Consider the following 13,227-nt stretch of genomic DNA (forward strand, 5'->3'; position numbering starts at 1 on the left):
GCTCTATCCCGTGGAACGTCATCGTTACCTCCGGCATCGAATGTGATGGTGAGCACCCTACGACAGGGCGGCTATCACTCGAGCTGGGTACGGCGAATTCGTGATCGAGTGATTTGCAACACAATCCGGCGTTCGCACGGTCGGTCGTTCGATTGGTGAACGAACGGCTATCTCGCGAAGAACGCGGCACCGCAGTGAGTTTCGCGAATACGACGAAACGCCCACGGAAAGCACGTACGAACAGCGCAATCATCCGTTCCCGCTCCGTCACACCCCAGCAACAAGGGTGTGGTGACCTTTTCTCCGAAGCAGGAAACCCCTCGGCGATCCGAATGCGAGGGGAAGCGGGAAGGAACACCGGCGATGAGGCGAGCCGCGATCGTAATGCCCATGCGCACACCCGTCGGGCTCCCGGGCGGGGCGCTATCGGGCGTCGCGCCGCGGCGCTTGATTTCGACCGTGCTCAGCGCTGTGGTAGGGCGCTCGGGCATCGACCCGCACCGGATCGACCAGCTCGTCACGGCGACGCCGGACGCGGCCGCCGTGCGCGGCGCGATCCCGCTGGCCGGGCTGCCGTGCACCCTGGACGAATTCGCGGTCGGCGCGGCCACCGGCGGCGGCCTGCGCGCGCTGATCACCGCCGCCATGATGGTGCAGACCGGATCGGCCGACGTGGTGCTGGCGCTCGGCGCCGAATACCCCGGCCCGCCGCCCGCGCCGGTTCCGGCGCAATCGCCGGGGGCGCAACGGCATCCGGGCGTGCCACGGGTCGACCCGCCGGGCGGACCGCGAGGTGACGGGCCCGGTGGACCGCGGGGCAACGGCCCCGGCGGCTTCGATCTCTCCATCGCCGGCGGGCTGCGCGGCAACCAGCGCCCCGACAATCGCGGCGGCCCGGGCTTCGTCCTGCGCGGCGGCCCGCCGGGGCCGGACACCGGCGAGCAGCTCGCGGTCTGGGCGAACGCCGAAACCGCGCACGGCGGAAGGGAATCCAAACAGGTCGAACTGCTGGCCCAGCACTACGGCATCGGCCGCGCCGAGGCCGACGAGTTCGCCGCGGCCAGTCATCGCCGCGCGGCCCGGGCCCGGCGCCAGGGCATCTTCGGCGCGGAGATCGCGCCGGTGGTGGTGAACGCCATCCCCGACGACGCGAATTCCGGTGTGGTGCAACTGGTCGACCGGGACGAGGGCCTGCGCGACGACGTCTCGCATCGCGCCTTCGCCGCCCTCGAGCCCTTCGTGCCCGGCGGGGTGCGCACCGTCGGCAACTGCAGCGCTCGCACGCTCGCCGCGTCCGGCTGCCTGGTGGTGGCCGAGGACCGGCTCGACGAACTGGGTCTGCAGGCCCTGGGCTACGTCGTCGGCTGGGCCACCGCCACCGCGGAGCCCGACGCCGTCCTGCCGGTCGCCGGGGTGGCGATGGACCGGGTGCTCGCGCGCAACGGCCTGACCGCCAACGATCTGGATCTGGCCGAGATCGACGAGACCAGCGCGGTGGAGGTGCTGGCCCTGACCCGGGTCTGGGAGCGCGAGAACAACGGCTTCGATCCGGTGGAACAGCTGAACGTGCACGGCGCGGCCATCGCGCTCGGCGACCCGGGCAATGCCGGGGGCCTGCGCATGGTCACCACGCTGATGCACGAATTGGACCGCCGCGACGGCGGTTTCGGCCTGGTCGCCGCGCCGACCGGGCCCGGCCGGGCCCTGGCCGCGCTGTTCGAGTCCGCCGACGCCGAGCGGCTGGCCCCGGCCCCGCGCGGCGCCCGCTTCCACGGGGCGCGGCAGAGCCGGATCGGCCGGGGGCGGCACCGCGGGTGATCGGCGCCCGGGGGTGATCGGTCCGGCCGTGCCCGGACCCGGACACACGGCGGCACCCGCCGCGAGGGGCGCGGCGGGTGCCGGGGGTGCTGCTACTTGGTGCGGGGCCGGGAGTGGAAGCCCAGCCCCTCGTCCTGTGCGCCCATCCAGGCGGCTTCGTCGGACTTGCTGTCGGGGACGTAGATGACGTCCTGGGCGCCGCGGGTGACCTGGGCCGGCGGGGCCTGCTCGAATTCATCGGTGTCGATGACGAGTCGTTCCAGATCGTTTTCCAAGCGGCGGACCATGCTGGCCTCTCCGTACTGCGAGCGCAACGCGCCGACGCACTGCCGGAGCTGGCCGACCGCGTAGCGAAGTTCCGCAATCTCGCTGCGTGTCATCGAAACCTCCTCGGGGCATGTGATCGAGCCGTGTGACAGACCACACATCGTGATCTACAACACAGTACGCGACGAATCGCGATCCGTCTCGCCGGAGTGAAAGAACCGCTGGTCAGTGCGCCGGGCGTGGATGGCATTCCGGCCGGTTAGGGGGACATTCGGGGCATTCGCGAACCGTCCGCGCGACCGCTCGCGCCGCCGCCGGATCAGCCCGCGATGGCGTATTCCGGCCCGCATCCGGGCTCGCGCAGCCGCGCCACCGCCCGGTCCACCAGTCCGGTGATGGCCGCCGCGACCTCCTCGACGCGTTCCATGATCACGCTGTGCCCGGCGCCGTCGAGCCGGATGAGTTCGGCGTCGTCGAGCTGGGAGGCCAGCACCACCGAATGCGCGAACGGGATCACCACGTCCGCCGACCCGGCCAGCACCAGCGAGGGGATCTCGCCCAGCCGGTGCAGGGCGGCCATCTCGTCGAATCGGATGAGCGAGTCCAGGAATCCCGACATGGTCAGCAGCGAGGTCTCGTTGAGCATGGCCGTGGCCACCGCGAGCAGGCGCGGGCCGACCTTGCGGGTGCCGTGCGTGGCCTCGCGCATGATGGGCTCGAAGATCCTGCGGCTGAAGTGTTTCGAGGCCTGCATGGCCCGCGGCGCCCGCCGCATGGCCGCCTGCAGCGAGGCCACTGCGGGCCCGTTCAGCAGGCGTCCCATCCCGACCCGGGTGACGCTGCTCGCCGCGCCCGCGAGCAGGCCGACGCCGGCGACGCGGCAGCCGATGCTCTCGGGAAAGATGCGCGCGTAGGCCAGGATCGTCATGGCGCCCATCGAATGACCCACCAGCACAACGGGTCCGGTGGGCGCGACCGCGCGCAGCACCACGTCCAGGTCCCGGGCCAGCTGATCGATCGTGTAGGTGGCGGGGTCGGCCGCGCCCGAATCCCCGTGTCCGCGATGGTCGTAGAAGACCAGGTGGGTGTCCTCGCCCCAGGCCGGGCGCAAGTGGTCGCGCAGCAGCGCCCAGGACTCGGTGCGCAGGCAGTGCCCGTGGATGAACACCACGGTGAGGGCGGCGTCGGGGGCGCCGAATTCGTGTACCGCGATGGGCACGCCGTCGGCGGCCGGAACGGTGAAGTGGTGGCCGTCGTTGTCGGCGGCGCGGCGGGTGATGGACATGACGTACTCCTTGGGAGATCGCCTCTTGCCCGGTTGTCGAGAGAGATTGCCGGTTCGTTAACCGCTTACACCTGGCGTTATGCACAAGTTGCCCAACTGTCGCCGCCGATCGATATACCGATCGCCGGTCGAATCCGCGATCACCTCGCCCGGCCGCCGGTCGGCGGTGGATTTTGTGCCATCACCGCACATCGGGGTCTATATGTGAATCTAGAGAATCAGCTAGAAAGCTGTAGACATCCCACGACGGGCGATTTCCGCACAAGAATCTGCCCCTCTCTAGCCGAGTGACTAGAGAGGGGCAGATCCGGCTCGATTCCCGCCGGGAGGTTAGGTGCCCGCCCCCGCCTTGGTCGACGGCAGGAACGTGCGCAGCAGGTTCTGCTCGGTACTCGGCCCGATCGACCACTCCGAGATCCACGGCCCGGTGCCCTCGCTCGGGTCGAGCGCGCCGCCCTCCAGGAACGTGTAGCGCCCGTCCAGGACGCCGCGGGTCAGTTCGGTGTCCGCGTCGTCGGTGTTGTCCCACAGCGCGTCGAACAGCCGCCCGATCCGCAGCCGGGACTGCCGGCAGAACACCTCGGCGAGCTCTTCGGCGGCTACGCCGTCGGGATCGCCCGCCACGCGCAGGGATTGGGCCTTCACGCAGGCCGCCGAGATGGCGAACAGCTCCGCCCCGATGTCGACGATCCGGCCCAGGAAGCCCTGTTTGTACTCGAGCTTGGCCTGCCAGCGCGCCATCCCGTACATCAGGGCCCGGGCCTGCTTGCGCGACATGCGCTCGACGAACCGCATATGCCGTGCGAGCGGGCCGAATTCGCCGAAGGTGGCCGGCACCGTGCCCGAGCCCACCGCCAGCTGCGGGAACCATTTGGCGTAGAAGCCGCTCGCGCCGACCGCGGCCTTGGCCTTGTCCTTGAGTTCGGCGTTGCGATCGACCAGCGCCCCGGCGGCGGACATGTGCGCGTCGGCCATCTCGCGGGCGATGAGCAGGCGCATGATCTCGCTGGAGCCCTCGAAGATCCGATTGATGCGCAGATCGCGCACCATCTGCTCGGCGCCGACCGCGCGTTCGCCGCGCGCCGCCAGCGAGGCCGCCGTCTCGTAGCCGCGGCCGCCGCGGATCTGCACCAGTTCGTCGGCGATCTCGCACGCCATCTCCGAGGCCCACAGTTTGGCCAGCGCCGCCTCGATGCGGATGTCGTTGCGGTTCTCGTCGCACATGGTGGCCGACAGGTCCAGCACCGCCTCCAGCGCGAAAGTCGTTGCGGCGATGTAGGACAGCTTGGCGCCGACCGCACCGTGCTCGCCCACCGGGCGGCCCCACTGCACCCGGGTGCCGCTCCACTCGCGGGCGATCTTGAGCGACCACTTGGCCGCGGCGGTGCACATCGCCGGAATGGCGAGGCGGCCCGCGTTCAGGGTGGTGAGCGCGATCTTGAGGCCGTCGCCCTCGCGGCCGACCAGATTGCCCTTGGGCACCAGCACCTTGTGCATGCGGGTGACGCCGTTCTCGATGCCGCGCAGGCCCATGAAGGCGTTGCGGCGCTCCACCGTGATGCCCGGGCTGTCGGCCTCGACGATGAAGGCCGAGATGCCGCCGCGGTGTCCCTCGCTCTTGGGCACGCGCGCCATCACCACCAGCAGTTCGGCCACCACGCCGTTGGTGGTCCACAACTTCACGCCGCTGATCTCGTACGCCTCGCCGTCGGCGGTCGGGACCGCGACCGAGGCCATGCGCGCGGGGTCCGAGCCGACGTCGGGTTCGGTGAGCAGGAAGGCGCTCACCGCGCCACGGGCGCAGCGCGGCAGGAACTCCCGCTTCTGTTCGAGCGTGCCCGCCAGCTTCAGCGGTTCCGGGACGCCGATGGACTGGTGCGCCGAGAGCAGGACGCCGAGGCTGGCGTGCGCCGAGCCGACGAGCATGAGGGCCCTGTTGTAACCGACCTGCGAGAGGCCGACGCCGCCGTACTCCTCGGGGATCTTCAGGCCGAAGCAGCCGAGATCGGCCAGCCCCCGGACGTATTCGTCCGGAATGCGGCCCTCGGCCTCGATGCGGTTGCCGTCGATCGTCTCGCAGAAGGCGCGCAGGCGGTCCAGGTACGCGGTGTTCTTGCGCTCCTCGGCGGCGGTCGGCCGCGGGAACGGATGAATGAGATCGAGGCGGAAGCGCCCGAGGAACATCTCCTTGGCGAACGACGGCTTGGCCCACGTGGTTTCGCGAGACTCCTCGACGAGTGCCCGGGCCTGCTCCTCGGTGGCGTCGACTTTCGCTGTTGTCGCCATATGTCCTCCTCGGACGTGATGGGAATCACATTCGAGTGTAGGAGTCTTTGTTACCCACCGGTAGTCGTTGGCAAAGTTCGAAAGCGCTTGTCGTCCAATGATCTTGAAGTGCTAGCTACCGAATGGCAATCGCAAATGGCGGGGTGTCGCGGAGTTGTTCCGTGCGTGTATTCAGTGCCGAAAGCTATTGCACGCCACGCAGATAACGCCCGAAATGCGGCACCGTGAAACCGATCGTGCCGCGCTCGGCCGAATAGATCAGCCCCTTCTTGATCAGGCCGTCCCGGGCGGGGGACAGCGAGGCCGGCTTGCGATCGAGCTCGCGCGCCACCGCGGCGGTGGCGACCGGACCGTCGTCACCGGACAGATCGGCCATGGCGCGCATGTACTCCCGTTCGGCGGGTGTCGCCCGTTCGTAGCGGGAGCCGAAGAAACCGACCGCCAGCTCTTCTTCGGCGGCGGGCGCCGCGAGTTCGACGTCCCGCGCCGAGATCGGATCGCGGGCCGCGGTATCCCAGGTCGCCTTGCCGTACGCCTGCACGAAATACGGGTAGCCGTCGGCCTTGCGGTACAGCGCGGCTAGCGCGTCGTCGTCGTACTTCACCCCCTCGCGCGCGGCGGGCGCGATGAGCGCGTGATCGGCCGCCGCTCGGTCCAAGCGATCGATGCGGTGATAGGAGAACAGTCGCTCGGAATAGGACTTGGACGCCGAGAGCACCGCGGGCAGATGCGGCAGGCCCGCGCCGACGACGATCACGGGCGCGGCGTCCTGGCTCAATTCGTGGCAGGCGCCGCAGATGGCCGAGATGTCCGCCGGGCCCAGATCCTGGAGCTCGTCGATGAACAGCGCGATGCCGATCCCGGCGTCCCGGGCCAGCTGCGCGGCCTCCAGCAGCAGCTCCACCAGATCGATCTCGATATCGCCGGAATCGGCACGCCCGGTCAGCGCGGGCACGTCGATACCCGGATTCCAGCGCTCGCGCATGCCCTTGTCGGCGGTGGCGCGCAGCGCGAAAGCCTTGAGAATGCCCAGGAAGTCGTCGATCTGTTCGGGATTGCGATGCTCCACGGCCAGCGCGCGCACCGCCATGTGCAGCGCCGCGGCCAGCGGGCGGCGCAGCTGCTGATCCGGGCGGGCCTCCAGCTTGCCGGTGCCCCACCCGCGCGAACGCGCCGCCGAGCGCAGCTGATTCAGCAGCACCGTCTTGCCCACCCCGCGCAATCCGGTCAGCATGACGCTGCGTTCGGGACGGCCCCGGGCGATCCGCTCCAGCACGATGTCGAACGCGTCGAGCTGGCGATCGCGGCCCGCCAGCTCGGGCGGGCGCTGCCCGGCTCCGGGGGCGTACGGATTGCGCACGGGGTCCATGCCGCCACACCGTAGCGCCAAAATTCGGGATTATCGCGGCGTCTATCGAAGTCCCTAGACGGCACCGCGCACGGGCATACCCGGTGCGGCCCTTCCGTTTCGGCGCGCGGCGCGGACGTACGCCCGGGTAGCTCCCGCGCTGTCGCGTGCCCGGCGGCGCGCCTCGCTACCCTGGTGACGGAATGCGCCTGCGCCGGGGCCGGGCCGTGTACGAGGAGGCGTCATGCCGGAAGAGCCGACCAGCGTCGCCGAGGTGGTGCGGTCCTGGAACGTGCCCGGCGAGGCCGCGGTGGCGGGCCGCATCCGCAACAACATCCTGTCCGCCATCGAAAGCGGTTTCGACGACCCGCAACTGGTGGCGGACCTCGCGGTGGGCCCGCTGGTGATGGCGCTGGCCACCCTCGAGGTCGACCTCGCCGACGCGCGCCGGCGCATCGAGCAGCTCGAGCGAGCGCTTGACCAGCGCTGATTCGACGAATGGCGGATCGCTGGAAGATAACGGCGTATTCGATCAGGTATATCGAGTCGTGATCGGCGCGCCGAGACCAGGATTCGCGTGTCTGCCGGGGAGTTTGCCGCGAATCGCAGCGCGCCGCGCGTGTGGGGTGGACAACACGGCTCGGCAGTCGTAATCTTCTCGTGACTTAGTGGAGTCTGTCGCTTCATCGGAGACGCGGCCCACTGCGTTACGTAAGAAGGATCGGAGATGGCGCTCGGTGGGTAAGCACAGCATGCAGCGGGAATCTCGCGTTACGAATTCCGTGAAGGGCGCTATCGTCATGGGCGCCATGGCAGCAACGACAACCGGCGCGTTCCCGGCGATCACCGCCCAGGCCGCCACCGTCGAGATTCCCGGCCTCGGCAACTTCGACGTGCCGGACGCGTTCGCACCCCAGGTGCAGCAGTTCAACCAGGCGGTCAAGGACTTCCAGGAAGGCCCCGGCCTCACCGTCGGCGCCAACCCGAGCGTGGGCAACGAGAACGGCTTCACGCTTCCCGGCCTGCTCGGCCAGCAGAAGCAGCAGGGCGTGGGTGACATCGCCCTCGAGGCCGCCGCCACCAAGGTCGGCGCGCAGTACTCCTGGGGCGCCTCGGGCCCGTTCAGCTTCGACTGCTCCGGCCTCGTGCAGTGGGCCTACAAGCAGGCCGGAATCGAACTGCCGCGCACCAGCTTCGAGCAGTCGCACGTCGGCGCTCCGGTGGCGTTCAAGGACCTCGTCCCCGGCGACATCGTCATCACCAACGGCGGCGGCCACGTCGGCATCTACGCCGGCGACGGCAAGCTGCTGAACGCGGTGCAGTCCGGTACCCCGGTCTCCTACACCCCCCTCAAGGCCGATCAGGTCGTGACCGCGCGCCGCGTGGTGGCCTGACCCGATATCCTTCAGCGCGTGTCATCCGCGCTGCCGAACGAACCGGCCCACGCCAGAGTCGACTCCTGGGTGTGGGCCGTCCGGCTTTTCAAGACCAGGTCCGAGGCCGCCGCGGCGTGCCGGTCCGGGCACGTGCGGGTCAACGGCGTCGCGGTCAAACCCGCGCATTCGCTCAAACACGGTGACGAGATCCGGGTGCGCGTCCACGGTATCGAGCGCATCGTGATCGTCGAGCGACTGCTCACCAAACGCGTCGGCGCGGCCGTGGCGGTGCAATGCCTGATCGACAAGAGCCCGCCGCCGCCGGACCCGCAGCTGATCGCCGCCCAGCCGCGCCGCGATCGCGGGAGCGGCCGCCCCACCAAACGTGAACGCCGCGAGACGGATCGGCTGCTGGGCCGGGACGACTGACACACCGCGCCGGCACCGCCCGCGTCAGGATTTCCCGTCGTGGCCGGGCGTCCGGCCCGCCGCGGTTCCGGCCCCGCGTGCCGTCCGTGCCGCGTGGGCCGCGGCCCAGACGGTCGCCCCGATGGTCACCAGCGCCCCGAGCATGATCGCGGACGCCTCGCCCGGCGCCAGCACCCCGAGTTCGGTGCCGACCGTCACCGCAGCGACCGGCACCCCGATCTGCGCCGCGGCCATGACCCCGTAGCCGATGGGCTGCCCGGACAGGCGCATCAGCACGTGGGTGAGCAGCGCCGCCGCGCCCAGCGCCAGCCCGAGCCCGATGAGCTTCGGCTGCTCGCCGAACTCGCGCAGATTCAAGCGCGCGCCCAGCCAGACGAAGAAGAGCGGCGTGAGGAAGCCGTCGCCGATGGCGAAGAGCTGACGCGCCACCCGGCGCGGTTCGCCGATGGCCGACACCGCGAGCCCGAACGCGAACCCCGCCAGCATGATCGAGACGTGGGTCCGGGTGGCCAGCGCGCACAGTCCGAACAGCAGCGCCAGACTCACCCGCAGTTCCAGGGCGTACTGCCGATCCTGCGAGACCTTGTGCAGGCGCCGCCGGGCGCCCGAGTCCTCGAGGTAGCGCAGCACGGCGAACAGCACCAGGGCGGCTCCGCACACCGTCACCGCGCCCACCGCCGCGCGCCCGGCATTGCCCGGATCGATGACCAGCGGCAGCGCCACCACGCAGGCGGCGTCGGCGACCGCGACCTGGGCGGTCAACTCCAGCACGGGCTTTCCGGTGAGCCGCTGCGCGTCCAGTATCGGCAGCACGAGCGCCGCCGAGGACGACGCGATGAGCACCGCGTACAGCGCGCCGTGCCCGATGCCGAAGGCGGCGGCCACCGCGTGCCCCGCCACCGCGGCGAGCAGCCCGACACCGGCGGCCCGGGCCACGCCGACCCCGAGCGCGGAGCGGATGCCGGCGTCGCGCATGGGCACGTGGGTGCCCGCCACGAACATGACCACGGCGAACCCGATGTCGGCCAGGAACGCGAAGGTCGGATCGCCGGTGTCCAGCACGCCGAAACCCGTTGTCCCGAACGCGATTCCGGCGGCCAGCTCGCCCAGCACGACCGGCAGCCGCCAGGCCCGCCGCCACGCCAGCAGCGGGCCGGCCAGGCCCAGGACCATGATCAGGGCGAGGGTTCCGAAGTTCACGGCAGGGAGGCGAACTTCACCGGGATCAGGATGTTCTCGTCGGTGTAGTAGATGGCGCAGACCCGGTGGTACCCGTCGGCGATCTGGGCGGGGACCCCGCGCCGGAAGTCCCCGCGCACCATCAGGATCGGCGAGAGCGCCTTCCCCGCCATGATCTTGGTGAGATCGCGCCGCACGTACGGGTTGTAGGCGGGCAGGATCTCCAGCCGCGCCGCCCGCAGGATGTCCTTGGCCTTCTTGTGGATGATCGTCGCGGCCCGCAGCTCCTCGACCACGGTTTCCACCACGTCCGGCTCACCGAGCATTTCGAGGAAGTCGGCGGCGGCCGGATAGTCGTGCTCATCCGGCTTGCTCTTCCATGTCACCTGGATGCTCGCATCGGCCATGGCGTCATCATTCCGGGGCCACCAGCGGGTTTCAGCTCGACACGCGGGACAGTGGCTCCCACCCGGCGGTGGAGAAGCCGATGGCGAAATCGGTCGGATCGCTCGCGGTCAGCGCCACCAGATTGGCCGTGGCGATGCGATCGCGCTCGCGGCCCGCGTGCACCACGCCCCGGATCGGCGAACCGCATTCGCGAATGTCGTGCAGCGCGTTGGCCAGATCGTCGCGATCGGCCGCGTCGCACCGCACCAGCACGATCCAGTCCTCCATGCCGTCCAGCGGCGGCGGCAGCGCGCGCGGCTGCCGGGTCAGCACGACCACGTCGCGCGCGCCCGCGTCCAGCAGCCACCGCACGGCGACGGCCCCGGACGCGCCGAGCCCGCCCGCCACCACGTAGGTCCCGTCCCCGCGAATGGCCACCGCGGGCACTCGCGGCGCGAGGCCGCGCCCCGAATGCGCGCGCCGCCACCGCCGCCGGGGCGGCGCGGCGATCCGGGGACCCGCCGCCGTCCCGTCGATGTCGCGGCCCGCCACGTACAGCCGTCCCACCGCCCGCAGGAACGCCTCGGCCTCGTCCGCCCGGGCCCCGGCTGCGTACGTCGAGTCCCGCAGGCGCGGGTGCTCGCGCACCGCGCCCGCCGCCACCGCCTGCGGCCCGATCTCCAGCACGGTCGAAATGCCCTCCCGCACAGCGGTGTCCAGCGCGCCGGCCAGATCGACCGGTGCTCCCACCCCCGCACTCCAGTACGCGGCGTCCAGCGCGCCCGGTGCGGGTGGGGTGGGCCGGAGCACCGCGCCGGGGCGCGAGGTGGAGAAGAACGTGATCCGGGGTGACCGGGGCGTGAGGCGGGACAGTTCCGGGATCAGGTGTGGCGCGAGGGCACGGGCCTGCGGAATGTGCGGGATCAGCTGTGCCGCGGGGGAGTCCGGGGTCACGCGCTGGGCGAAGATGGCGCGGCGGTGGGCGCGGCGGACCAGGGTGTCGATGTAGCGCGGGTCGCCCGAGACCGTGACCGAGCGCGCGCCTTCGATCGCGGCCACGCCGACGTCGGCGCGCATCGGCTCCAGCAGCCGGCCGACCTCGGCGAGCGTCGCCTCGACCACCGCGGCCGCGCCGCGCTCGGGAATCTTCGCCAGCAGCCTGCCCCGCACGACCGCGATGCGGGCGGCGTCCGTGAGCGAGAGCGCCCCGGCGACCGCCGCCGCCGCGAACTCGCCGGGACCGTACCCGGCCACCGCGTCCGGGGCCGGGCCCCAGGCCCGCAGCAGCGCCGCCAGCGCCCACTGGAACACGAACAGCGCGGGCTGGGTGTCGTCGTCGTGGGGACCGCAGCTCGCGAAACCGTTGCGCGGGGTCCACACTCGCGGCCCGCCCGCCTCGACCACCGCGTCCGCGGCGTCGGTCAGCGCCGCCGCGAACACCGGGTGCCGGGCCGCCAGCGCGCGCCCCATCCGCGGGTGCCCGCCCCCGCCCGCGAACAACCACAGCAGCCCGCCCGGTCGAGCCCCCTCGACCGGTTCCAGCACGGCTCCCGGGCCCGCGGCTCGGAATCGCGCGCCCGGGCCCGGCTCGTGCCCGCTCGCGTCGGCCTCGGCGCGGGAACCACCCTGCGTGCCTTCCGGATCGGCGGGCGTGCCGTGGTGCGCTCTCGTGTGAGCACGGAGAGCGGCGGGCGTGCCGTCGTGCGCTCCCGCCTGGGCGTGGGGACCGGTATGCGTGCCGTGCGGATCGCCGAGCGACCCGGTGTGCGCGTCGTACCCGTGAGCGTGGGAGTCGTCGTGTGCGGCGCGCGTCCCGGCGACGGCGTGCGAGCCCGCCGGATCGGCGGCCGCCGGCTCGCGGGTGAGGTGGCGGGCGAGGCGGTGGAGCTGGGTGCGCGCATCGTCGATGTCGTGCGCGAGCACCGCGGCGCGGACCGGCTCGGGGACGAGTCTGCTTACCCCGGAAGCGAATTCGCCGAGCGACCGGTACGCGGGCAGGCGTTCGGCCCAGTGCTCGGCCAGCTCGCGCAGGGCGTCGTGATCGCGGGCGGAGAGCGGCAGCAGCAGGGGCGGCTGGGCGCCGCGCGCGGCGGGGGCGGGCCGCGGATCGGCGGCCAGGGCGATATGGGTGTCGTACGCGCCGGCGGCGGGGAAACCCATTCCGGCGCCGGTGATCTCGGCGTAGCGATGGCTGCCGGTGTGGTGGGTGTCGGCGGTGCGCTGCAGGACCAGCACCGTGCACAGGCCGATGTCGGTGGGCACCGCGATGCCCGAAAAGCGGGGCAGCAGAGTCAGATCCACGCCGCCGGTGATCACGAAGGGTACCGACTCGTCGGCCAGCAGGCGCACGGCGGTGTCCACCGCCACCAGCGGCGACAGCCGGTCGCTCTGCACCAGCAGACTGGGTCCGCGCAGGTCCAGGGCGCGCGAGAGCTGATGCGCGCCGTTGGGTGCGGCGTCGCCGAAAACCGCTGCGGCGCCGAACACCACGGCCGCGTTCGAGCCGCGCGCCAGCCAGCCCAGCCCGGAGTCGTCCAGCGCCTCCACGGCGACCTCGAGGGTGACGCGCCGGCGCGCGTGCATACCCGAGGACTCCACCTCCCCGATGCCGAACCAGTCCCGGTCGAAGGCCGCGCCCGTCGCCCGGGCGCCGACACCCACGATGGACACCCGGGGGAAGGGTGTTCCGGTATCGGTCGAAGCTTTCGTACTCTGCCGCACAGGAATCCCTCCCGCGTCCGGCGACGTGCGCGCCGAGGTACCTCGGGCGATTCTGCCAAGATTTCGCTCGGCCCAGCCGGGCTTTCGCGCAGGTAGATTGTGACTCAGCGCCGTCCCGGCGGGTTACACCA

11 protein-coding genes are annotated in these 13,227 nt (G+C 71.3%); 4 read left to right on the forward strand and 7 right to left on the reverse strand.

Going from position 1 to position 13,227, the window contains the following annotated elements:
- Positions 1-384 precede the first annotated feature (384 nt).
- Positions 385-1,818 carry a thiolase family protein gene (locus tag ACWIGI_RS04295; protein WP_454201026.1) on the forward strand — a complete coding sequence of 478 codons (1,434 nt, stop codon included), beginning with the start codon at positions 385-387 and terminating at the stop codon, positions 1,816-1,818.
- Positions 1,819-1,910: 92 nt separating this feature from the next.
- Here ACWIGI_RS04295 and ACWIGI_RS04300 read toward each other — a convergent pair whose 3' ends face one another.
- From ACWIGI_RS04300 to ACWIGI_RS04315, 4 genes are all read right to left on the reverse strand, one after another.
- Positions 1,911-2,198 (reverse strand): hypothetical protein, encoded by a 288-nt coding sequence (locus ACWIGI_RS04300; RefSeq protein ID WP_454200902.1) that lies wholly within the window; start codon positions 2,196-2,198, stop codon positions 1,911-1,913.
- A 206-nt stretch (positions 2,199-2,404) separates the two neighbouring features.
- Positions 2,405-3,370, reverse strand: a complete 966-nt coding sequence (locus tag ACWIGI_RS04305; RefSeq protein WP_454200903.1) for an alpha/beta fold hydrolase — start codon at positions 3,368-3,370, stop codon at positions 2,405-2,407.
- 330 nt (positions 3,371-3,700) lie between these two features.
- The gene (locus tag ACWIGI_RS04310) at positions 3,701-5,656 is read right to left on the reverse strand and encodes an acyl-CoA dehydrogenase family protein (protein WP_454200904.1); all 1,956 of its coding nucleotides are present in this window, start codon (positions 5,654-5,656) and stop codon (positions 3,701-3,703) included.
- 184 nt (positions 5,657-5,840) lie between these two features.
- On the reverse strand, positions 5,841-7,025 hold the full coding sequence (locus tag ACWIGI_RS04315) for an AAA family ATPase (RefSeq protein ID WP_454200905.1): 1,185 nt from the start codon (positions 7,023-7,025) through the stop codon (positions 5,841-5,843).
- Between the two features lie 223 nt (positions 7,026-7,248).
- On the opposite strand from ACWIGI_RS04315, the gene ACWIGI_RS04320 reads away from it, so the two are divergent.
- From ACWIGI_RS04320 to ACWIGI_RS04330, 3 genes are all read left to right on the forward strand, one after another.
- On the forward strand, positions 7,249-7,494 hold the full coding sequence (locus tag ACWIGI_RS04320; protein WP_454200906.1) for a hypothetical protein: 246 nt from the start codon (positions 7,249-7,251) through the stop codon (positions 7,492-7,494).
- Positions 7,495-7,804: 310 nt separating this feature from the next.
- Complete coding sequence (locus ACWIGI_RS04325; protein WP_454201027.1) at positions 7,805-8,398, forward strand: C40 family peptidase; 594 nt, start codon at positions 7,805-7,807, stop codon at positions 8,396-8,398.
- Between the two features lie 18 nt (positions 8,399-8,416).
- Positions 8,417-8,809, forward strand: coding sequence for an RNA-binding S4 domain-containing protein (locus tag ACWIGI_RS04330; RefSeq protein WP_454200907.1), 393 nt, complete (start codon positions 8,417-8,419; stop codon positions 8,807-8,809).
- A gap of 24 nt (positions 8,810-8,833) precedes the next feature.
- Here ACWIGI_RS04330 and ACWIGI_RS04335 read toward each other — a convergent pair whose 3' ends face one another.
- The 3 genes from ACWIGI_RS04335 to ACWIGI_RS04345 are packed head-to-tail and all read right to left on the reverse strand — an operon-like array spanning position 8,834 to position 13,045.
- Positions 8,834-10,009: a cation:proton antiporter gene (locus ACWIGI_RS04335; RefSeq protein WP_454200908.1), complete on the reverse strand. Its 1,176-nt coding sequence runs from the start codon at positions 10,007-10,009 to the stop codon at positions 8,834-8,836.
- Positions 10,006-10,395: a hypothetical protein gene (locus tag ACWIGI_RS04340; protein ID WP_454200909.1), complete on the reverse strand. Its 390-nt coding sequence runs from the start codon at positions 10,393-10,395 to the stop codon at positions 10,006-10,008. The genes ACWIGI_RS04335 and ACWIGI_RS04340 overlap by 4 nt, the downstream gene beginning before the upstream one ends.
- A 31-nt stretch (positions 10,396-10,426) precedes the next feature.
- A complete protein-coding gene (locus ACWIGI_RS04345; RefSeq protein ID WP_454200910.1) occupies positions 10,427-13,045 on the reverse strand; it encodes an acyltransferase domain-containing protein in 2,619 nt (872 codons plus the stop codon).
- Positions 13,046-13,227: the final 182 nt, after the last annotated feature.

The sequence above is a fragment of the Nocardia sp. NPDC055321 genome (genome assembly GCF_053645575.1).

Excerpts from the sequence above, each read along its gene's own strand:
- ACWIGI_RS04325 (WP_454201027.1), top strand. The coding sequence starts at position 7,805 with ATGGGCGCCATGGCAGCAACGACAACCGGCGCGTTCCCGGCGATCACC.
- ACWIGI_RS04310 (WP_454200904.1), bottom strand. The coding sequence starts at position 5,656 with ATGGCGACAACAGCGAAAGTCGACGCCACCGAGGAGCAGGCCCGGGCA.
- ACWIGI_RS04315 (WP_454200905.1), bottom strand. The coding sequence starts at position 7,025 with ATGGACCCCGTGCGCAATCCGTACGCCCCCGGAGCCGGGCAGCGCCCG.
- ACWIGI_RS04340 (WP_454200909.1), bottom strand. The coding sequence starts at position 10,395 with ATGGCCGATGCGAGCATCCAGGTGACATGGAAGAGCAAGCCGGATGAG.
- ACWIGI_RS04300 (WP_454200902.1), bottom strand. The coding sequence starts at position 2,198 with ATGACACGCAGCGAGATTGCGGAACTTCGCTACGCGGTCGGCCAGCTC.
- ACWIGI_RS04305 (WP_454200903.1), bottom strand. The coding sequence starts at position 3,370 with ATGTCCATCACCCGCCGCGCCGCCGACAACGACGGCCACCACTTCACC.
- ACWIGI_RS04320 (WP_454200906.1), top strand. The coding sequence starts at position 7,249 with ATGCCGGAAGAGCCGACCAGCGTCGCCGAGGTGGTGCGGTCCTGGAAC.
- ACWIGI_RS04295 (WP_454201026.1), top strand. The coding sequence starts at position 385 with ATGCCCATGCGCACACCCGTCGGGCTCCCGGGCGGGGCGCTATCGGGC.